Source organism: Mycobacterium sp. (assembly GCF_049683355.1).
Classification (GTDB): domain Bacteria; phylum Actinomycetota; class Actinomycetes; order Mycobacteriales; family Mycobacteriaceae; genus Mycobacterium.
In genome coordinates this window covers 1-19,840 of sequence record NZ_JBAUJB010000401.1, presented here as the reverse complement: position 1 = coordinate 19,840, position 19,840 = coordinate 1, and the positions used below count along the sequence as shown (strand labels likewise).

Annotated in this window: 15 protein-coding genes and 1 pseudogene; 3 read left to right on the top strand and 13 right to left on the bottom strand. The window is 65.4% G+C overall.

What is annotated here, in order from left to right; genetic code table 11:
• Positions 1 to 68 precede the first annotated feature (68 nt).
• Positions 69 to 2,012 carry a cytochrome c oxidase assembly protein gene (locus WA944_RS22945; protein ID WP_526647390.1) on the bottom strand — a complete coding sequence of 648 codons (1,944 nt, stop codon included), beginning with the start codon at positions 2,010 to 2,012 and terminating at the stop codon, positions 69 to 71.
• Between the two features lie 247 nt (positions 2,013 to 2,259).
• Between WA944_RS22945 and WA944_RS22940 the strand changes: the two genes are divergently transcribed.
• On the top strand, positions 2,260 to 2,844 hold the full coding sequence (locus WA944_RS22940; RefSeq protein ID WP_526647391.1) for a DUF5134 domain-containing protein: 585 nt from the start codon (positions 2,260 to 2,262) through the stop codon (positions 2,842 to 2,844).
• 3 nt (positions 2,845 to 2,847) lie between these two features.
• Here the strand turns inward: WA944_RS22940 and WA944_RS22935 are convergent, their stop codons facing one another.
• Entirely contained in the window at positions 2,848 to 3,549 is a 702-nt protein-coding gene (locus tag WA944_RS22935; protein WP_526647389.1) for a zf-HC2 domain-containing protein, read from the bottom strand.
• A gap of 219 nt (positions 3,550 to 3,768) precedes the next feature.
• On the opposite strand from WA944_RS22935, the pseudogene WA944_RS22930 reads away from it, so the two are divergent.
• A pseudogene (locus WA944_RS22930) lies at positions 3,769 to 5,214 on the top strand (PepSY domain-containing protein).
• Between the two features lie 140 nt (positions 5,215 to 5,354).
• Positions 5,355 to 6,962, top strand: coding sequence for a PepSY domain-containing protein (locus tag WA944_RS22925; RefSeq protein WP_526647388.1), 1,608 nt, complete (start codon positions 5,355 to 5,357; stop codon positions 6,960 to 6,962).
• 125 nt (positions 6,963 to 7,087) lie between these two features.
• Here the strand turns inward: WA944_RS22925 and WA944_RS22920 are convergent, their stop codons facing one another.
• The 11 genes from WA944_RS22920 to WA944_RS22870 all read right to left on the bottom strand — a co-directional run bounded on the left by WA944_RS22920 (position 7,088) and on the right by WA944_RS22870 (position 19,663).
• A complete protein-coding gene (locus WA944_RS22920) occupies positions 7,088 to 7,501 on the bottom strand; it encodes a hypothetical protein (RefSeq protein ID WP_526647387.1) in 414 nt (137 codons plus the stop codon).
• The gene (locus tag WA944_RS22915; protein WP_526647386.1) at positions 7,498 to 9,021 is read right to left on the bottom strand and encodes an integrase; all 1,524 of its coding nucleotides are present in this window, start codon (positions 9,019 to 9,021) and stop codon (positions 7,498 to 7,500) included. Before WA944_RS22915 ends, WA944_RS22920 begins: the two co-directional genes overlap by 4 nt.
• A 614-nt stretch (positions 9,022 to 9,635) precedes the next feature.
• Positions 9,636 to 11,351 carry a hypothetical protein gene (locus tag WA944_RS22910; protein ID WP_526647385.1) on the bottom strand — a complete coding sequence of 572 codons (1,716 nt, stop codon included), beginning with the start codon at positions 11,349 to 11,351 and terminating at the stop codon, positions 9,636 to 9,638.
• 65 nt (positions 11,352 to 11,416) lie between these two features.
• The gene (locus WA944_RS22905) at positions 11,417 to 12,925 is read right to left on the bottom strand and encodes a site-specific integrase (RefSeq protein ID WP_526647384.1); all 1,509 of its coding nucleotides are present in this window, start codon (positions 12,923 to 12,925) and stop codon (positions 11,417 to 11,419) included.
• Positions 12,926 to 12,964: 39 nt separating this feature from the next.
• On the bottom strand, positions 12,965 to 13,546 hold the full coding sequence (locus WA944_RS22900) for a hypothetical protein (RefSeq protein ID WP_526647383.1): 582 nt from the start codon (positions 13,544 to 13,546) through the stop codon (positions 12,965 to 12,967).
• A 42-nt stretch (positions 13,547 to 13,588) separates the two neighbouring features.
• Positions 13,589 to 14,755, bottom strand: coding sequence for a 17-hydroxy-3-oxo-4-pregnene-20-carboxyl-CoA lyase (ltp2, locus tag WA944_RS22895; protein WP_526608508.1), 1,167 nt, complete (start codon positions 14,753 to 14,755; stop codon positions 13,589 to 13,591).
• Positions 14,752 to 15,156 carry a MaoC family dehydratase gene (locus WA944_RS22890; RefSeq protein ID WP_526647382.1) on the bottom strand — a complete coding sequence of 135 codons (405 nt, stop codon included), beginning with the start codon at positions 15,154 to 15,156 and terminating at the stop codon, positions 14,752 to 14,754. The genes ltp2 and WA944_RS22890 overlap by 4 nt, the downstream gene beginning before the upstream one ends.
• Entirely contained in the window at positions 15,153 to 16,124 is a 972-nt protein-coding gene (locus WA944_RS22885) for an OB-fold domain-containing protein (protein ID WP_526647381.1), read from the bottom strand. Before WA944_RS22885 ends, WA944_RS22890 begins: the two co-directional genes overlap by 4 nt.
• 63 nt (positions 16,125 to 16,187) lie before the next feature.
• A complete protein-coding gene (gene fadE29, locus WA944_RS22880) occupies positions 16,188 to 17,351 on the bottom strand; it encodes an acyl-CoA dehydrogenase FadE29 (protein ID WP_526608502.1) in 1,164 nt (387 codons plus the stop codon).
• Positions 17,352 to 18,365 carry an acyl-CoA dehydrogenase family protein gene (locus WA944_RS22875; RefSeq protein ID WP_526369290.1) on the bottom strand — a complete coding sequence of 338 codons (1,014 nt, stop codon included), beginning with the start codon at positions 18,363 to 18,365 and terminating at the stop codon, positions 17,352 to 17,354. It abuts the gene before it with no gap.
• Positions 18,366 to 18,400: 35 nt separating this feature from the next.
• The gene (locus tag WA944_RS22870) at positions 18,401 to 19,663 is read right to left on the bottom strand and encodes a cytochrome P450 (RefSeq protein WP_526369288.1); all 1,263 of its coding nucleotides are present in this window, start codon (positions 19,661 to 19,663) and stop codon (positions 18,401 to 18,403) included.
• Between the last annotated feature and the right edge of the window lie 177 nt (positions 19,664 to 19,840).

Sequence of the window (19,840 nt, the reverse complement as noted above, 5' to 3'; positions counted from 1 at the left end):
GCCGCCGCTTCACCCTGCCCACTTGACAAAACGATCCCCATATCAGCAGTTTGGCGGGTATTTCTTCCTCAGTGACGGTCGCGGGCCAGTTCGCGCAGCATCGCGTTGTAAGCGTCGAGTTCGTCGTCGGCATAGTCGGAGTCGGCATGCCGGTCGGAGCGAACGGACGCCCGACGATCTTGGCGCGCCCACTGTGCGACCAGCGCGACCACCACCAGGATCACCGGAAGCTCGCTCGACCCCCAGGCGATCGCGCCGCCGAGATGTTGGTCGCTCTGAATGCTCGACAACCACGGAAGACCGACGAATCGGTAGAACTGCTCACCCATCGCGGTATCCATCGTCATCGTCGCGATGCCGAAGAACGCGTGAAAGGGCATGACGGCGAACAGAAGTCCGAGCCGACCAAGGAAAGGAAGCCTTCGAGGGCCGGGGTCGATGCCGATGATCCCCCAGAAGAACAGGTAGCCGACGAGCAGGAAGTGCACGCTCATCAGTTCGTGCCCCCAGTGGTAGCGGATCAACGTGTCGAAGATCGGGGTGAAGTAGACCGCGTACAACGAGGCCACGAACAGAACGAACGCCACGATCGGGTTGGAGAAGAAGGCGGTCACCTTGGAGTGCACCAGCCACAGCAGCCATTCCCGCGGGCCGGGGGGGCGACCCTCGGCGGCCGACGGCAATGTCCGCAACGCCAACGTCACCGGGCCGCCCAGTACCAGGAGCACCGGGACGAACATGTTCAACGTCATGTGCTCGGCCATGTGCACGCTGAACATCGCCGATCCGTAGGCCTTGACACCCGAACTGCTCGTGAACAACAGCATCAGACAGCCGGCGACCCAGGCCACCAGACGACCCGCAGGCCAGCGGTCGCCGCGTCGACGCAGTCGGACGTAGCCCAGCACGTACGCGCTGCCCAGCACGACGGCGCCGACCCCGATGAAGGTGTCGAAGCGCCATGTCGTCAGGATCGTCGTCACGCTGGGCGGATCGGGCAGGGCGTAGCCCAGGAAGATGTCCCACGTCGTGAACTCATGGCTGAGCAGCCGGGGGGCAGGCTGTGTCGCCATGGAGGCGACCAGCGCCACCACGGCGACCCCGGCAACTGCGCCCGCCGAGCGTCGCAACGTGCTGGGAGCGCTCCCGTTGCGCCGATGCGCGACGAGGGAGGCGACGTCACTCGCCCACACCGTCACGACCAGGCCTGCCGCGGTTGCCGCGGCACGTCCGTATCCCGTTCCGGTCAGCCCGCCGGGGCCGAGCAACGATGCCAGCAGCATCGCACCGTAGGCGAGAACGATGGCGCCACTAATGATCTCGCTGATCTGCACACGGAGGTTCAGAGACTCCTGGGGTGGCCAGAGCGCCGTCACGACCTTGAGACCGACCAGGGCGGCGAGTGCGACGGCGAACACGATGGCAGCGCTGGTGGCGTAATCGTGGTCAGGGCCCTGGCCGGCGTTCCCGCTGACGGGCGCGGCCACGACCCCCACCACGGCCGGCACCAGGAGCACCACGTGAGTGACCCACCGCACGGACAGTCGCGCCGCCGCGGTCACGATGAGCGCTACTACGGCCACCGCGATCCACGCCCGTGCCATCTCCGAGGCGAGGATGGCGTCACCGAGGCTTCCACTGCCGAATAGTCGCACCACCGGCGCACCCGCATCGCTGGCCGCCTGGACTGCCACCATTGCGAGTGCGGTAAGCGCCCATAGCGCCGACGCCCGCTCGACCAGCAGGTGTGCGCGGAAGGCCCGTTCATCGATCACTCCCCGCGCGTCCGGGCGCGAAGTGATGAGGACGTACATCAGCCCACCGAAGGACAGGGCACCGGCCAGCGTGGCGGTGAAGTACCCCAGCGGCTCGGCCAACGCCGTGCCGCCGCCAGGGTAGGAGTCGCCCGTCGATGCGTAAACCCCTTCGCCGGTGGCGGTGACGTACCAGGCCAATCCCGCGACCGCGACCACGTAGCCGGCGACGAGCCAGGGAATTGGACGAATCGCCACTACTGCGACCTTTCACCGAAACGCATCAGATCCGTCAAGACTACGACCGTACGTCGTAGTGATCGGCGGACGCCGGAACTTTCGGCTGGCTGGGCACGACCATTGGACAACGAACCACGACGTCTCCCCATCCACCCGACGAAAGACGACCTTGCAGTGACTCACGCGCGGCACCGACCTCCCACTCGTCGGTGATGACACGATGATCGAAGATCTCCTTCCGCGTTGGATCGTCACGACGCTATTCGTGTTGAGCGCCGCTGAATGCGTCTACGCCATCACCACCGCCCGACGAGTGTGGGCACACGTCGCCAGCCAATCACTGCACGTGGTGATGGCCCTGGCGATGGTGGTAATGGCCTGGCCCTGGGGAATGGCACTGCCCACGACCGGTCCGATGCTCCTCTTCGCGGCGGCGGCGCTCTGGTTCGTCGCCCTGACCCTCGCCCATCAAGGGCACCGCGGGATCAACGCCTACCACGCGGCAATGATGCTGGCGATGGTGTGGATGTACGCCGTCATGAGCGGCAGTCTGCTGCCCGCACCGAGCGGCGGTGCGAGCCAGGCCGGGGGCCTTGGTGGGCATCATTCGATGCCCGGCATGCCCGGGATGGGGATGCCCGCGGCAAACAGCGCGGGGACTCCACCGTTCATCACCGGTGTCAACTGGCTGTGCACCGTGGGCTTCGCTTTCGCAGCGCTCTGGTGGCTCTACCGGTACTTCGTCGCACGCAAGGCCGAACCGTCGCAACCGTCGCATCGATTCCTCGGGACCATCGCCCAGGCGATGATGGCCGCAGGAATGGCCATCACGTTCGATGCGATGCTCTAGCGATCACGCGGCCGAGCCGTCGGTGGGCCACAGGTGCCCACGCCTTCGACCGCGGGAAGCGTTGTCCGGTAACACGATCTCTGCCTGGGGTTCCCCGACGTGCGCTTCAGGCCGTGGGCTGGTGGAGTGTCGCCACACCAGGATTGCCAGAACGGCACCGACGACGACCGGGAGGTGTGTCAGCACCCGCGCCGCGGTCACCGCTCCCGACATCGCATCGGCGACCACGTAGGCCGTCAGTACGCCCACGAATACGCTCAGCACACCGGCCAGTCCCGCAGCCGCGCTTGGCCAGACCGCCGCGCCGACCATGACGACGCCAAGGGTGATCGTCCATGCCGTGGACTCGTTCAACAAATGACCACCAGACCCCATGCCGTGATCGTGGCTCAACCCGACACTCAACCCCAGGGCCTGCACGGAGCCCACGGCGATCTGCACGACGCCGACGCCCAGCAACGCCCACCGCCGCCAGGACGACCGCAGACGCGACGGCACGCCGACCCGCGCGTGGGCGATCGGCGGCAGCGCTACCGGCCGCTGAGCCATCCGGCGAAGGCTCGCAGCCTGAACGGTCACCCCGTCGAGCCACGTTCGGCAGTCAGCACACTGAGCGAGATGCTCGTCCACCCGGGCAGCGGGCACCGGCTCACGCTCGCCGTCGATCCGCGCCGACAGCGCGTCCCGGGCCACCTCGCATTCCACCCTTCTATAGTCGCCGATGAATACCGGATTGTTCCCCGCACCCGCCGATCGAAGCCGCGTCGTCAGGGCTGCATTAGTCGTCTTTCGCGCCCCATTGGTTCCCGGCGCCATCCCCTTTGCGCAGGTGACGCCGGTTGTGAGACGGTGACGCTCGCCTGGCGGGTGCCCCAGGTGGCACGTCCCCACCACCCAAACTGCAACTGAAAGTCCTAGCCTGCGATGGCCAGCACCGACACCGAACGGCAGATCTCGACATCGACATCGGACACGTCCGGGTACCGCGCCTTCTTCCTCCGGTTGCACTTCTACGCCGGCCTGTTCGTCGGTCCGTTTCTCTTGGTCGCGGCACTCAGTGGTGGGTTGTATGCGGTGGCACCAAGCATCGAACAGTTCGTCTATCGCGATCATCTCCACGTCGACTCGAACGGCCCCGCCCTGCCGCTGTCCGATCAGGTACGCATCGCGCAACGGGTTCGTCCCGATCTCACCGTGACCGCCGTACGACCGGCGACCGAGCCTGGCGAGACCACCCGCGTCATGTTCAGCGATCCGACGCTCGGCCCTTCCGAACGCCTTGGCGTGTTCGTCGACCCGGTGAAGGGCGAATCCCTCGGGGAGTTGACCGTCTACGGCAGCAGCGGCGCCTTGCCCGTACGAACGTGGATCAGCAACCTGCACCGAAGCCTTCACCTCGGCGACCCCGGCCGCATCTACAGCGAACTCGCCGCGTCCTGGCTCTGGATCATCACCCTCGCCGGTGTCGCCCTGTAGGTCAGCCGATACCGCCGCACCAATATCCGTCGTCCCGCCGAGGCTCGCCTGCTGACCGTGGACCGAAGCGCACGGGGACGAGCCCTGACCCTCAATTGGCATGGGACGGTCGGCCTCTGGATCGCAACAGGCCTAGTGTTCCTGTCCGCGACCGGACTGACCTGGTCGACCTACGCGGGCGCGAACATCACATCCCTGCGCGCGGCAATGTCGTGGACCACGCCGACGGTCTCCACCACCGTCGAACCCGAGAGCGCGACCGCAGCGACGACTGAGGAGCCAGCCCAACCCGGGCACGACCACGGCGCGGCCGGCGAACCCGAACAGGCCACAACGACTTCCGCGCCGCGGGTCGAAGACCTAGACAACGTGGTGCAGACCGCGCAGGCGGCTGGCATCGGAGGCAAGGTCGAGGTGAGCATTCCCTCGCAACCCGGCACCGCGTTCACGGTGGCCCAGACCCGCCAGCCGTGGGTCATGTCGAACAACGCCGTCGCCGTCGACGGTGCGACAGGACGGATCACCGACGCGACGTGGTTCGCCGCCTGGCCGCTCGCAGCGAAACTGTCGGCCTGGGGCATTCAACTCCACATCGGCTCGCTCTTCGGGCTGGTCAATCAGCTCCTGCTCGTTGCACTCGCGGTCGAGCTCGTCACCGTCATCCTTCGCGGCTACCTGATGTGGTGGCGGCGCAGGCCCACTTCCAGGGGCGGTGCGGTCGGGCGTCCCCCTCGCCGCGGGGTGTTGACGCAGCTGCCACCCGGTGCCGCAGTCACCGTGGTGATCATCGCTGCTGCGATCGGATGGTTCATCCCCCTCCTTGGGATCAGTCTCGCGGCCTTTCTCGCCGTGGACGTCCTGCTCGGACTAGTCCATCGCCAGAAGGCCCACTGACCGAGAGAGCTGACGGCCCTGGTAGCGAAGACCTGATTTCTGGCACCGGGAACCACGACGCCCAGCGACACGACTAATGCCGTTGAACGTGCAATGTCTGCCAGCCCGCCGTCAGTGCGCCCAGCCCGAGGGGAATTCAATTGAGCTCGACTGCAACTTCGACGCGCAGCGGCGACGCGGCAGTGCTGCGCCGAATCTGGCGTCTGCACTTCTGGGTCGGTTTGTTCGCGGCGCCAGTACTGGTGGTCTTGGCGTGCACGGGGCTGGTGATCCTGTACAGCCAACCGCTGGACAGCTGGCTCAACGGCGACCTGCTAACGGTCACCCAAGGACCGGAAACGGTACCGCTCGACCAGCAGGTCACCGTCGCGAAGCAGCAGGTCGGCGCGGACTACACCCTCGACGCCGTCAACCCGCCCGACGCGCCCGGACACTCGACGCGGGTGGACTTCCTGCCCCCGGACGCTCCCGAGTATCCAGCGGGCGAGGGGAACGTCACCCAGGTCTTCGTCGACCCCTACACCGGGCAGTATCTGGGACAGCGCAGCGAGCTGTCCGGCCTGGTGGGATACGCCAACCAACTGCACCGGATGTTCGGCAACGACGGCCCGAAGGTACAGCTGCCGTCGCTGGGACACCTGATCAACCCCTCGGCTTATCCCGACGCCACCATTCCGGTCGGGGTTGGCAACCTCTGGATGGAGGTGACCGCCGGATGGATCCTGGTGCTGCTGGGCAGCGGCCTCTACCTGTGGTGGCCCAGGGCCATCCAAAGCGCTAAGCCCCTGCTGAAGATCCGGTGGCGCAAAGGCGGCCGGATCCGCTGGCGCGACCTGCACGCGCTGACCGGGGTCGTGCTCTCGGTCATCCTCATCTGCTACGTCCTCTCGGGGCTGACCTGGTCGCGTTACTGGGGCGAGAACTGGCGCGCGTTCTCGTCCACCGTCGCCCCCTCGACGTCGATCGACGCACCGTCGACGCCGGCGAAGATGGGCGATTACGACCGGCTGGGCCGACGCATCGCGTGGGCGGCCACCGACGACCCGATTTACGCCTCGCAGCCTGGCGGCCCGGTGTCGGCGCCGCTGTCGTTCACCGACATCGACCGCATCGCCAAGGACGAGCACATGGTGCCCGGGTACGCGATCATCCCGCCGTCGAATTCCACCGAGGGCGGCGAAACCACCTGGGGCAGTTACACAGTGGTCAACCGCTGGCCGCAGAAACTCTCCGAGCAACGGACGCTGTACCTCGATCAGTTCACCGGGGCGACCATCACCAATGCCACCGCCGCCCAGGACGGGGCACTGTCGCGGTTGACGAGTTTCGGCATCGCGATGCACATGGGCAACCAACTCGGTGTGTTGACCCGCATCTCCGCGACCCTCGCGTGCCTCGGCGTGCTGATTAGCGTGCTAACTGGATTCCTGATGTGGTGGAAACGCCGACCAGCAGGAGGCACCGGTCTGCCCAGCCCCGCCAACGCGGCCACCCGCGCCGCCACGCCCAAGGGGGCAGTGAAGGCAGTGTCAATTGCTGCAATCGTGCTGGGTGTTCTCTACCCGACGTTCGGCGTATCGCTGCTAGTGGTGCTCGGTGTCGAAGCCGTGCTGGCCATTCGCCGCCGATCAGGCGATGACGGGGTCGAACCCATGGCGGTAGCTGACGATTTGGCTGCCGACGAAAGCGAAGTACCCGTCGGCGCGGTCGACGACGGCGACGACGTACCGGTCGGCGCGCTGCAGTAACCCCTCATCTCGTGAGCCGCTGTCGCGGCTGCATCGTCGTCCAAGCACTTGGCGCCTCACAAGTCGATAACCACGTCGCAATCTTCAACATTGGCGGAACGCTTCAAAGATCTGGCGACAGTCCTTCAGCGGCTCCGCTCCAGGTGTTCTCGAGGCATCGAAACAACGACGTTGGCACCGGATGCGTCATGTGTGAGTTCGGTGATCACCGCTGCAAGGGTCTGGATCTTGCCCCGCAGCCGAGCATTGTCGGCAGCCAATTCCCGGTTGTGATCACGGGCCTGTGCAAGCTGTCGCTGCACGGCCTCGACATTCGGGGCGACGGGTCCACACCCGACCGTCGCCTTGAACTCGTTGAGCAAATCGCTGTGATGTTCGTAGAGTCTCTGGCGTGGTACGCCCGATTCGGCGGCCAGCGCTACGACAGTGTGTGCGCCGTTGCTCCGCTGGGCGTTGTTGTCTCGTAGGCGGCCCATAGCGGCCTGGACCAGCTGGCGCTCCTCATCGTTTCGGGCGGCGGCGTCGGGCACCACGGTCATTGGTTCTCCTCGTCCTGGTGTGGGTCCGTCGTCGAGCGGCTGCATTCGTGGTCCGTGAGGGCCTTTCGGTGCTCGATCAACCGCGTCTGAATGCGTCGCCGCAGAGGTTCGGGCAGTCCTGGCGTTGCCAGATCTTGCTCGAGTGCGCCGACGTGCTGGCGAAGGCGGGCAGCGTCGCGGTCGGTGCGGGCGGCGTTGACGCAGCCGAGCCGGCATCGACTCCAGGAGGGTTCATCGGAGCGGTCGCTGGGTTGCAGGCACGCCGCGGTGGCGCGTTGGAACACACAGGTGAGGACCGCGCCGTGGTGGATCTGCAGGGCCGGGTTCGATAGCGCGGCGTTGATCTGACTGGTGGTGGTCACTGCCAGGCCCGCGAACGTGCTTGCCCGCCCGATGCGTGCCCGATATTCCCCGGCAGCCGGACCAGAGACGTGTTCTCCAGACTCAAGTTGTTGGGCATCGTCGTGGAGAGTCTCAGCACGGTGCAGAAAGTGCTCGAAGGTGATGTGATCGTGAAATCCCGAATCCGCGCCGCCCGCATAGCCATGGACCATTTGTGTGTGCAGGTGGCCGTACTGCGTGGCACCGGCGATCGTTCCACCAGGCCGCCGGACGATGTGCCATGCCAGGGTGCGTCGCAGGCGCGGTACCTGAATACTGCCGTGCGGATCGGCGGGTATCAGCGGGTGGCTGACTGCTGGGGCGACCTCGTGGTTGAACCAATCGATGAATCTGGTGATGTCGGTGTTGATAGAGCCGGGTGTTCGTGTGCGGCTGGCGCCGAAGAGGAATCGCTCCTGCGAGCACATACTGAATGCGGGGAAGAGCAGGTCGCTGACCGTGATCTGCTCCAGCACGCTGACGGCGTGGGCGGCTTCATCGGTCACCACCCACGGGATAGTGGCAGGGGATCGGTCCCGGCGCCCGTCGTGGGCCTTCAACTGCTGGCCGGACATGAAGGTCAGCTCCAGCTTGGGGTCCCGGCTGATGCAGCCGCGCCGCAGGTTGAGCGCTTCGCCGGTACGCACACCCGAGAGGTAGGCGATCACGATGAAACACGCAACGGTGACGTGACGCAGCAGACCGACGAGTCCGCGCGCGTCGATTGGCTCTTCACGCCAGGGGCGGGTGCCGATGGGGCTGAATGAGTTGGCGCGCAACATGTCCATGTCGATCGGCAAACCGGACGACGCCAACATGACCGGCGTTTCCTTCATGCGTTTCAGTTCGGTGTGGTGCATCCATCCACCCACGGCCAACCCCATCAGGTCGACACTGGTCACCTCACCCATGCGGATACCCGGAAGCGAGGCGTCGGCGCGGTCGAGTGCAGCAAGCAAGCATTCGAGTTGGGCCTTAGTGGTCTCGAATACCGACACCGTGCGAGCTGGAGCCCGGCGGATGGCGGGGGCGATCTGGTGGGCGAGGTGTCGCATCGCGAGCAGGTTGCGCGCGGCGGGAAGCAGATCGGCTGCGACCGTGTGGGTGACCGCAATCGCCGCCGAGAGCAGCGGTTCCATGACATCGGGATGAATACGAGGAGTCGTGTTCGGCTTGCCCCAGGAGGACTCGTAGCGGGCGAGTCCACGTGCGCTGGCACCACCCCACAACGGGCCCGCGGGGAGCCGACACTGTGCGGGCAGAGCCTCCCGGTAGAGGTGTAGCCGTTTGACCGCTTGCAGCGCGCAGCGTTTGGTTCCGGCGCTGTCACCGGTGGTGTCGGTGACATGGCGCAAGTAGTCGTCGAGGTGTTCGGTGCTGACCGCAGTGAACGATGTCAGCCCCTTGCCCGTTAGCCACGTGGTGAACCGCCGCAACGGCACCAGCTCGCCCAGGACCGTCTTGATGTGCGGATGAAGCGATCGGGCACTGTCAAGCCGCGGCGCGTCCTCGACGATGTTCAGCAGGGCGAAGAGATATAGCTTGCAGGCGTGGCGAAACGGCGGCGGGAACCCCTCCCAGTGCACGGCTTGTCCTGCGGTGTGTCGGTCTTCGATCGCCGGGAAGAGATCCCACACCGGGTCCCCGAATCGGCTTCGGATCCCCTCGACATGGAGCGTGCGGTTGCGCAGGACTTCCGTTTCGGGGGCGATGTCGATACCGGCCACGGTGTCGAGTGCTTCAGCGGCGCGGGTCATGATGCTTCCAGGTCTCCGGCCAGCAGAAGGGTGACCGTCCGGTGATCGTCGTCGGTGATCTCGGCCCGGGCTGACGCGAGCTGGGCTGGCTCGTATTGGGCGAAGATATCGTCCAGTTGTGCGAGCGGGCCCGCGTGATCGGCGATCCATTGTTCAAGCGGCAACACCCTGCGCAGGTCGCGAAGCCGGTCAGCTATGACTAATTGAACAGGGAGGTGTCGCGGGAAGGCGCGAGCGTTGCTGCAGTCGAGGCACGCCATAAACGACTGGCGACACCGTTTCCCGTCGACCGGTGAGTGCTCGAAATCAGCGCAGTTGCCCAGCACGGCGTCCTGCCCGGATCCGTCGTCGTGGCTCTCTGGATACAACGCCATGGTGCGTCGGGCCAGAGCGAGGGTCACCTGCTCATCGAGGGCCTCGGCCACGATCTGGAACCCCTCGTTGCGCACCGGGCCCATGCGCCCCAGATAACGCGCCAACGTCGCCGGCGTATGAGCGATTGGCACTCGGACCTGCTCCAAGTAGGTCTTGCGTAGCCGATCCATACTGATCCCAAGGAGCAACTCGTCATGCTCGGCATTACCGGTGAGCCATGGCGCCATCCAACGGCGTCGAGCATCGAGTCCTGAAGCGGTGCTGCTGATCCCGTATCCGAACAGCTTCTGTTCGCCGTGGTCGGGTTGGGCGCTGTAGTAGATGAAGGCGCGCTGACTCCCTGTCAGCACGCGGGCCGGTTCGGTCATTTCCAGCAGCGACATGAAGACCCCGTAGGCCGTGGTGAGCGAGGTGTTGGCCACCGCGGTGCGCCGCTTGTCGCCACCAAGCGGGCGCAGTTCGGGGCGCAGCGCGGTCACCGGCACCGTCATGGCCGACCTTTTCCCGCGTCGGGGCTTGTCGGTGTCGACGAACACGATGCCGGGTTCTTCTGGGCTGCTGGCATGGCGGTGTGGGGCGGGCATCGAATCCAGCGTCGACAGGTTCAGCCCGGTCAGTGCAGCCAGGAGAACACCAAATGCCCATGCCTCGCCGGGATTCAGGTGTAGCAGCGGCAGTAGTCGGCCTCCACCGGCCGCGGTCACCGCCCGTCGCGTCACGAAAGCTCGTGCACCCGAAGCAGTGCGGGGGAAATCGCCCTCTCGGGCGCAGTGATCAAGTGCCTCGGCCAGACTACGGCTCGGGTCCGCGCGAGGAAGGTGATCTAACCGTCCCGCACGGAAGTCGGCGACCGTTGCCCAATGAGTCTGCAGTCGGGCGCGCGCTCGGCGAACCATTCCCCGTGCGACGACAGTGATTCGGCGGAGTTCATCGGTGGAATAGGGTTGTCGTGCCGTGTTCGTCTTCTGGTGGCGCACGCGCGTGAATGCCTGGCGTGCCTCGTCGGAGACGACAGGACTGCAGCGCAGCAGAGTCCTCAGGCTATGCAACGGGCCAGGGCCGCTGGGTACCCGACACGAAAGAGCCAGTAGCCGGGCATCTGCTGCGGACAACCCAGCCAATCCTTGAATTCCTGCCCGGTTGTCGGCCAGCCAACAGCAGGCATGCCTGGCGGCCTGCCACAGTGCGCCGGCACCCCGTAATCGCTTGGATACGCCCAGCGCGCCGGTGGCGTCCTCGAACGCGATCGCGAAGTCGTGGCGGACTCCGTCGCTGGAAGGCAGGCAACCGAAGTCGAAATCCTTGAACTGCGTGCCGTCTTCGCTGACGAACGTCACGATCAGCCCGCGTCGCCGCGTTACGGGTCGCCACGCCGGATCCGGCAGTGCCGCACGGCGACCGGTCATGTGTGACCCGTCAGGACACGCGACTCACCGAGACCCACTGTTGCGACCAGACGCTCCAGGGATTCCCGATCATCGGCATCCATCAGCGCGATCAGCTCCTCAACCTGCAATACCTGAAACGGCTCCAGATAGACGCTGCGCGTCACCTCAGCACTGCGATGCCCGAGAAGTGTCGCCAGGAGAAACCAGACATCACCAAGCTGATTGCGAAAGTCACGCTGCTCCTGCTTGGTCAACATGTCGGTCCGGCGCCACGCGACGAACGTCGCAATGCAAAACCAGCGCAGCGCAAACGAATGCCTCAGCATGTGAGGACGACACCACAGCGGCGAACTTCCGGATTGCGCAAGCATCTTCGCGGCTCTGGTGTTCGCGCGGTCGAATGTCTTGTACCAGGCGTGTTTTGGGCGAGGCGACCCGTCGTGATTGAGCCACAGCCACAACGGTTCCAGACCATCAGGACCCCTACCGAACAGCCTCATTCGCGATGACGGCCCCAGTGCGTCCAGCCGGACCGTACGACGCGATCCTTTCTCGTCAACAACCTCCAGTTGCCCATCCCGCCGTACGTGTTGGACCATCCATCGATCCGCAATGTGCTCATACCGACCGGCGCACTGCGCGCGAGCGACGGCGGCGGTGCGACTACCTTCCTGCAGATAGAAGTGAACGTGCTGGGTCACGCGGCGCCGCATCCAGAACGTGCGGCCGCCACCACCCTTCGCACAACACGACGCAACGCGGGAACGCACAAGTCCCTCAGAACCCGGCTTCGGCACCTCGATGGTTAACATGCTGGACCACTCGCCGATTCGCAAACCTGTCCCGAACAACCCCTCCACGAACGCGACGTCGCGATCCTCAGTCACTCCCCGCCAATCCTGGCGCGGCAAGCCCTCCATCGTGAAACCACGCAACCCCAGATTGCGCCACAACCGAAACGCCTGCGGGGTCAGCCATTTCACGTCGGATCTGCTTATACCCGAGGGAGTGCTCTCCAACGCGGCGTGACCTCCAGTGACCCACGACGTTGCAATCGCACGGGCTCGGACGGGGTTGTCGATTCCGTGCTGCTCGGCTGCCCACAAGTAGAAACCGCGGATCGCCGCGCGATCGACACAGAAGCTGTTGGCGCTCACATGCTGCGGGTTCTCCTGCGCCGATAAACGCCACTCCTTGAACGCAGCAAGTTCCGATCGCGAAGCCTGATCCCATCGAACGCCCAGGACGTGCAGAAAATCTAGCCACACCTTCAACGACAAGGCGTAACGACGCACAGTCGCGGTGGCCCGTCCCCTCACCAGTGGATCTCGCCAGTAGGCGTTGACCAACGCATCCGCCCGGCCCCACGGATCCAGAAAGAAGGGAGTGCCATCACGCGCTCCGTTGCGCTTCGCCCAGGACTCGACGTCACCCACCCCTGGAATCACGTTGTCCACCGAATCGAACCGTCTGCGGAAATCGTAGAAATGAAGAGTCCAACCATCAGCCGAATCACCAGCCATCCCCGGCTCCCTCTCACCTCAAGCGCATTGCCCTCATCATCACCGACACAAATCCCCGAAGGCGTTCGACACGCCTGTCGGGCAGAGAACCGGAGACTGGATGTTTCCCGGACAGTTCACCACCGACAGCCCACCGACCACGCCATCGAACATCGCCTGGAGTGATTCCTCATCCCCGGCCAGGGTGTAGGTAGCGCTGAGAGGCCCACCGGGGTCGGCGTTCTGGCTGCAACTGACCTGGGCGAGAGCACCTTTCGACGGGACAACGCCTTCACACGCGGCCGCAGGATAGCCGCGCGGCAGCATGCCCATCAGCCGAGCCTCGGCCTCCTCCAGCGATTCGGACTCCGGCTCGGCGGGGGTCGTGGTGTCGGATCCCGACGCACCCCACTCGTCCGCCGACGGCCAGAACAGCCATGTGATGGCGCCGAGACCCACGACCGCAGCCGTCGCCGCGGCGATCAGTACGACGGGTCTGCGATCCCGATGCACCGGCCGCGGGTTGACCGACAGCGGCTGGTCGAAACGACGGTCCCGCGGGTCCGCGGTCTGTTCCCGTGCGCTCTCGAGGTGCAGCGGCCCGGTGTCGTCATCGTCCGGTCCTGGCTCGTGGGAGCTCATCTGGCCAAGGGTAGTGCGCGTCGCAGCGCGGACGCGAAAGGCTCACCCCAAAATGAGCCCGGACGTCGGAACGCCCGTTCCCGCGGTGACCAGCACGTGCTCCACATCGGGCACCGGGTTCACCGACGTCCCACGTAGTTGGCGCACCCCTTCGGCGATGCCGTTCATGCCGTGGATGTAGGCCTCGCCCAACTGGCCGCCGTGAGTGTTGATCGGCAGCCTGCCGCCGATCTCGATGGCTCCGTCGGCGATGAAGTCCTTGGCCTCCCCCGGCCCGCAGAAACCGAGTTCCTCGAGCTGGATCAGCGTGAACGGGGTGAAGTGGTCGTAGAGGATCGCGGTCTGGATGTCTGCCGGTGTCAGCCCGGACTGCGCCCAGAGTTGTCTTCCCACCAGACCCATCTCGGGCAGCCCCAACTCCGGCCGGTAATAGCTGACCATCGAGTACTGGTCCGGGCTGGCTCCCTGGGACGCGGCCTCGATGACGGCGGGCCGGTGCTTGAGGTCCTTGGCCCGCTCGGGCGTCGTCACGACCAGGGCGACACCGCCGTCGGTCTCCTGGCAGCAGTCCAGCAGCCGCAGCGGCTCGGCGATCCACCGTGAGCTCTGGTGATCCTCGATCGTGATCGGCTTGCCGTAGAAGTAGGCCTTCGGGTTGTTGGCCGCGTGCTTGCGGTCGGCCACCGATACCGCACCGAAGTCCTTGCTCGTCGCCCCGGACAGGTGCATGTAGCGCTGCGCGATCATCGCGACCTGCGCTGCGGGCGTGGACAACCCGTGCGGATAGGAGAACGAGTTGTCGACACCGGTGGAGTCGGCGTTCTCCACCAGCCGCATCTGCACCTGGCCGAAGCGCATCCCCGAACGCTCGTTGAAGGCGCGATATGCCACAACACATTCCGCCACCCCGGTCGCCACCGCGATCGCGGCCTGCTGGATGGTCGCGCAGGCTGCGCCGCCACCGTGGTGGATCTTGGAGAAGAACTTCAACTCCCCGATCCCGGTGGCCCGCGCAACGGCGACCTCGGTGTTGGAATCCATGGTGAAGGTGACCATGCCGTCGACGTCGGCTGTGCTCAGGCCCGCATCGTCGAGTGCGTCAAGCACCGCCTCGGCGGCAAGCCGTAGTTCGCTTCGGCCGGAGTTCTTCGAGAAGTCGGTGGCGCCGATACCGACGATCGCCGCCTTGCCGGACAAGGTGTCGGTCATGCGGCACCCCCGAAGACGAGTGTGGCGGTGGCGATCACGTGGTCGCCGAGGCTGTTGCTGCCGGTCACCTTCAGCGTGACGAGGTCACCGTCGACGGCGGTCACCTCACCGGTGAACGTCACGGTGTCGTAGGCGTACCACGGCACCCCGAGTCGCAGGCCGATCGACTTGACGATGGCTGTAGGGCCCGCCCAGTCGGTGATGAAGCGCTGCACCAGACCGGTGTCGGTCAGGATGTTGACGAAGATGTCTTTGGACCCCTTGGCCTGCGCCTTGTCCCGATCGTGATGCACGTCCTGGTAGTCGCGCGTCGCGATGGCCGTCGAGACGATGAACGTCGGGTCACCGTAGAGCTTGAGCTCGGGAAGCTTGGTCCCGACCTCTGCCACCGGGGCGCTCATTTCGCAGGCTCCCAGGCATAGAGCGTCCACGCGGGACCCGAATCACCCTCGGGGAAGTCGATATATGTTGCGCGAACCGGCATTCCGATCTCCACTTCTGCCGGGTCAGCGTCACGTAGCTCGCCGAGCATCCGCACTCCCTCTTCGAGTTCGACGAGCGCGATGACGAACGGCAACGTGCGGCCCGGGACCTTCGGGGCGTGGTGCACAACGAAGCTGAACACCGTGCCCTTTCCGCTGGCCACGACGTAGTCGGTCGGCGCTTCTTTGTCCGCCCACAAAGCCGGAACCGGCGGGTGTTGCAGGGTGCCGTCGCCACGCTTCTGGATCCGCAGTTCGTGCGCGTCCACACCGTCCCAGAAGAACTTGGTGTCCTTCGACGACGCGGGCCGCATCATCGAAGCGGCGTCGAGATCCTCGGGCACCGCCGAGGCGGGCGCATCTTGATCTGCCGGCCGGAACTTCATGATCCGCCACATCATCTCGGCTACTGGACTGTCTTCGTCATCACCACAGTGCCACGTGATCTTCTGTGTGATGAAGAACCCCTCACCGAGCGCGGTGCGCTTGGGGCCGATGACGTCGGTCAGCTCGGCGGCGACGCTGACCTCCTCACCCGGGCGCAGATACCTGTGGTAGGTCTGCTCACAGTTGGTGGCGACCACACCGACATAGCCTGCATCGTCGAACAATTCGAGGATCCTGCCCAGCGGGTCGTCATCCGGACGGACACCACCGAGCCCCATCATCGTCCACACCTGGATCATCGCCGGCGGTGCGACGACACCGGGATGGCCGGCGGCCTTGGCCGCCTCTTCGTCGACGTAGATCGGGTTCTTGTCGCCCATCGCGTCGAGCCAGTGCTCGACCATCGGCTGGTTGACCGGGTGGCGCCCGGTGCGCGGCTTGCTCTTACCTTCGGCCTTGACCCGTTCGGCGGCGGCCTTGATGTCCTCGACTGCGTCCATTAGCGCTGCTTTCTCCTCTTCGCGCAAGCGCTCATCGGGGCCGTCTCCTCTTCGCGCAAGCGCTCATCGGGGAACCCTCGGGACCTTCAGCCCTGCCGCAGCGATCATCTCGCGCATGACCTCGTTGACACCGCCGCCGAACGTGATCACCAGGTTGCGTTTGGTGATCGTGTCCAGCCAGGCGAGCAGCTCACCGGTATCCGGGTTCGCCGGGTTGCCGTACTTTCCGACGATCTCCTCCGCCACCCGGCCGACATCCTGGATGCGTTCGGTCGAAAAGACTTTGGTGGCTGCGGCATCGGCGACCGCGATGGTCTCACCGGAGGCCGCCACCTGCCAGTTGAGCAGCTCGTTGACCCTCCAGATGGCCTTGATCTGCCCCAGCAGCCGCGCCACGTCAGCGTGCTCGATCGGGGTCACACCGTCTGAGCCCGGCTTGGAGGCCCACTCACGCACCCGGTCGTAGATGCCCGCGACACGCCCTGCCGGGCCGAGCCCGACCCGCTCGTGGTTGAGCTGGGTGGTGATGAGCTTCCAGCCGCCGTTCTCCTCACCGACGAGCATGTCGGCGGGAACCCGGACATCTTGGTAGTACGACGCGTTGGTGTGATGAGCACCGTCGGACAGGATGATGGGGGTCCACGAGAACCCCGGGTCCTTGGTGTCGACGATCAGGATCGAGATGCCCTTGTGCTTTGCGGCTTCCGGGTCGGTGCGGCAGGCGAGCCAGATGTAGTCGGCGTCATGGGCGCCGGTGGTCCACATCTTCTGACCGTTGACGATGTACTCGTCGCCATGACGCACGGCAGTCGTGCGCAGCGACGCGAGGTCTGTTCCCGCGTCGGGTTCGGAATAACCGATGGCGAAATGAATGTCGCCGGACAAGATCCCGGGCAGGAACTTCTTCTTCTGCACGTCGGTGCCGTAGACCTGCAGCGTCGGGCCCACCGTCTGCAACGTGACCAGCGGCAACGGGACGTCTGCCCGATTGGCCTCGTTGACGAAGATCTGTTGCTCGATCGGGCCGAAGCCCAATCCCCCGAACTCCTTGGGCCAGCCGACGCCGAGTTTCCCGTCGGAGCCCATCCGCTTGATCACCGCACGGTAGGCCTCGTTGTGCCGGTTGGACTCCATCGCCTCGGCCTCCTCGGCCGTGATGAGGGTCGAGAAGTACTGCCGCAGTTCAGCTTGCAGCTGCCGTTGCTCGGGCGTCAGTTCGATGTACATTTACGCTCCCACCAGGTCGAGGCGGTGTGAGGGGCCACCCAGGAATCGGGTGAGATCCTTGATCGAGGAGTAGAAGCGGTCCATCGGGTAGGTGATGTCCATACCCATTCCGCCGTGCAGGTGATGGCAGATCCGCATCGCGGGCGCCGCTTCCGAGGCCAGCCAGTACCCGAGAACGGCCAGGTCGTCCTCGGCAGCCGGATCGTCTGCCCGCCCTTCGGAGAGCAGCCACACCACCGAGGTGGCCAGCAGCGAGATGGTCCGCGAGGCGATATAGACCTCGGAGAGCTGGGCGGCCACGGTCTGGAACGTCGACAACGGCCGGCCGAACTGCTCGCGGGTGGCGACGTAGTCGGCGGTGAGCCGCAACGCTCCGGCCACCAACCCGGCGGCGAAGGCGCCGACCGCGGCCAACACCAGGTGGTTCACCCGGCGCGGTGTGGCGCCGTCGAGCACGTCGTCCCCGGAGACCGCGACATCGGCGAAGGACAACACGAATTCGTCGGAGCCGTTGGAGGTCGGGGTCTTGGTGACCGTCAGTCCGTCGGCATTGCCCGGCACCAGCACGACACCGCCGTCGGTGCTGACGAGGATCCAATCCGCTTGTCCGGCATAGCCGACGGCGACCTTGGTGCCGTTGAGCTTGTTTCCGGCCAGCGACACCGCGGGCCGATCAGGCAGCGACGCGCCGGGTTCGTTGAGCGCGAACGTGAGCACCGAACCCTTCGCCACCCCCGCCAGATAACGGTCCTGCTGGGCATCGGACGCCAGATCCAGCAGCGCGGCCGTCGCGCCGAGGGTGGCCAGTGCCGGGCTGACGGTGCCGTGCCGACCGATCTCTGTCAGGGCGGTCCCGATCTCCGCGAGGCCGAGACCGTCGCCACCGAGACGTTCGGGTGCCGCGAGAGCAGCAACGCCGCCGGCGACCAGGGCATCCCACCTGTTGTCGCGGGACAGTACCGACGTCACCACATCAGCGACAGCCTGTTGTCCTTCATCCGGACTGAAATCCACCCGAATCCTCCTTGATCCTGGATGAGTTGACTGCGTCAGTGCGAGACGGGGCAGCCGGTGCCGGTGTAGTCCACCTGCCAGTGCTTGATGCCGTTGAGCCACCCCGACTTCAGCCGCTCGGGCTCGCCGATCGGCTTGAGATCCGGCATGTTGTCGGCGACGGCGTTGAAGATCAGATTGATGGTCATCTTCGCGAGATTGGCGCCGATGCAGTAGTGCGCACCGGTGCCGCCGAAGCCGACATGAGGATTCGGATTGCGCAGGATGTCGAACGACTCGGGATCTTCGAACACCTCGTCGTCGAAGTTGGCCGAACGGTAGGACATCACGACCCGCTCGCCCTTCTTGATCTTCACCCCGTTCAGCTCGGTGTCCTCGAGAGCGGTGCGCTGGAAGGCCGACACCGGGGTGGCCCAGCGCACGATCTCGTCGGCAGCGGTCTCCGGCCGTTCCTTCTTGTACAGCTCCCACTGGTCGGGGTTCTGCGAGAACGCGATCATGCCGTGAGTGATCGAGTTACGGGTGGTCTCGTTGCCGGCCACCGCGAGCAAGATCACGAAGAAGCCGAACTCGTCGTCGGATAGCTTCTCGCCCTCGATGTCGGCCTCAATCAGCGCTGTGACTATGTCCTCGGTCGGGTTCTTGCTCCGCTCGTCGGCCATCTGCATAGCGTATGTGATCAGTTCCATCGACGACTGTGCCGGATCGACATCGGCGAACTCGGGATCCTCGCCGCCGGTCATCTCGTTCGACCAGCGGAACAGCTTGTCCCGATCCTCCTGCGGCACCCCCAGCAGCCCGGCGATGGCCTGCAGCGGCAGCTCGCAGGACACCTGCTCGACGAAGTCGCCGGAGCCCTCGGCCGCGGCGGTCTCGGCGATCTTCTGGGCGCGGTTCCTGAGCTCCTCCTCGAGCCGCCCGACTGCGCGCGGGGTGAAACCACGGGAGATGATCTTGCGCAGCCGGGTGTGCTGCGGGGCGTCCATGTTCAGCAGGACGGCCTTCTGCAGATCGATGGCGTCGCGGGTCATGCCCTGCGGCCACGTCGGGATGGCGCCGTCCGGCGAGCTGCCGAAGATGTCGTTGCGCTTGGACACCTCTTTGACGTCGGCGTGCTTGGTCACCAGCCAGTAGCCTTTGTCCCCGAAGCCACCGGTGCCCTGTGGCACGTCGACCCAGTGGATCGGCTCGGACTCGCGCAGCGCGGCGAGTTCAGAGACAGGGAGACGCTCGAGATTCAGGCTCGCGTCGAGGAAATCGAAGTCTGGCGAGATCGGACATGAGTTCGGGCCGGGCATAGGAAAGCTCTCCTCAATTGCAACGTGTTCTAGTGCCAGTAAAACATGCCTCCACCGCAGATCAAAGGTGTGGCTGCATCGCAGCTTGTCAGGCTTATGAAACGTGTTCTAGCCTGACGGAATGGGTAACCCTGTCATCGTCGAAGCCACCCGCAGCCCCATCGGCAAGCGAAAGGG

Bases quoted from the DNA above. Each gene is read 5' to 3' on its own strand.
- WA944_RS22920 (WP_526647387.1), bottom strand. From the start codon at position 7,501: ATGACCGTGGTGCCCGACGCCGCCGCCCGAAACGATGAGGAGCGCCAG.
- WA944_RS22915 (WP_526647386.1), bottom strand. From the start codon at position 9,021: ATGGAACCGCTGCTCTCGGCGGCGATTGCGGTCACCCACACGGTCGCA.
- WA944_RS22905 (WP_526647384.1), bottom strand. From the start codon at position 12,925: ATGGCTGGTGATTCGGCTGATGGTTGGACTCTTCATTTCTACGATTTC.
- WA944_RS22900 (WP_526647383.1), bottom strand. From the start codon at position 13,546: ATGAGCTCCCACGAGCCAGGACCGGACGATGACGACACCGGGCCGCTG.
- ltp2 (WP_526608508.1), bottom strand. From the start codon at position 14,755: ATGACCGACACCTTGTCCGGCAAGGCGGCGATCGTCGGTATCGGCGCC.
- WA944_RS22890 (WP_526647382.1), bottom strand. From the start codon at position 15,156: ATGAGCGCCCCGGTGGCAGAGGTCGGGACCAAGCTTCCCGAGCTCAAG.
- WA944_RS22885 (WP_526647381.1), bottom strand. From the start codon at position 16,124: ATGGACGCAGTCGAGGACATCAAGGCCGCCGCCGAACGGGTCAAGGCC.
- fadE29 (WP_526608502.1), bottom strand. From the start codon at position 17,351: ATGTACATCGAACTGACGCCCGAGCAACGGCAGCTGCAAGCTGAACTG.
- WA944_RS22870 (WP_526369288.1), bottom strand. From the start codon at position 19,663: ATGCCCGGCCCGAACTCATGTCCGATCTCGCCAGACTTCGATTTCCTC.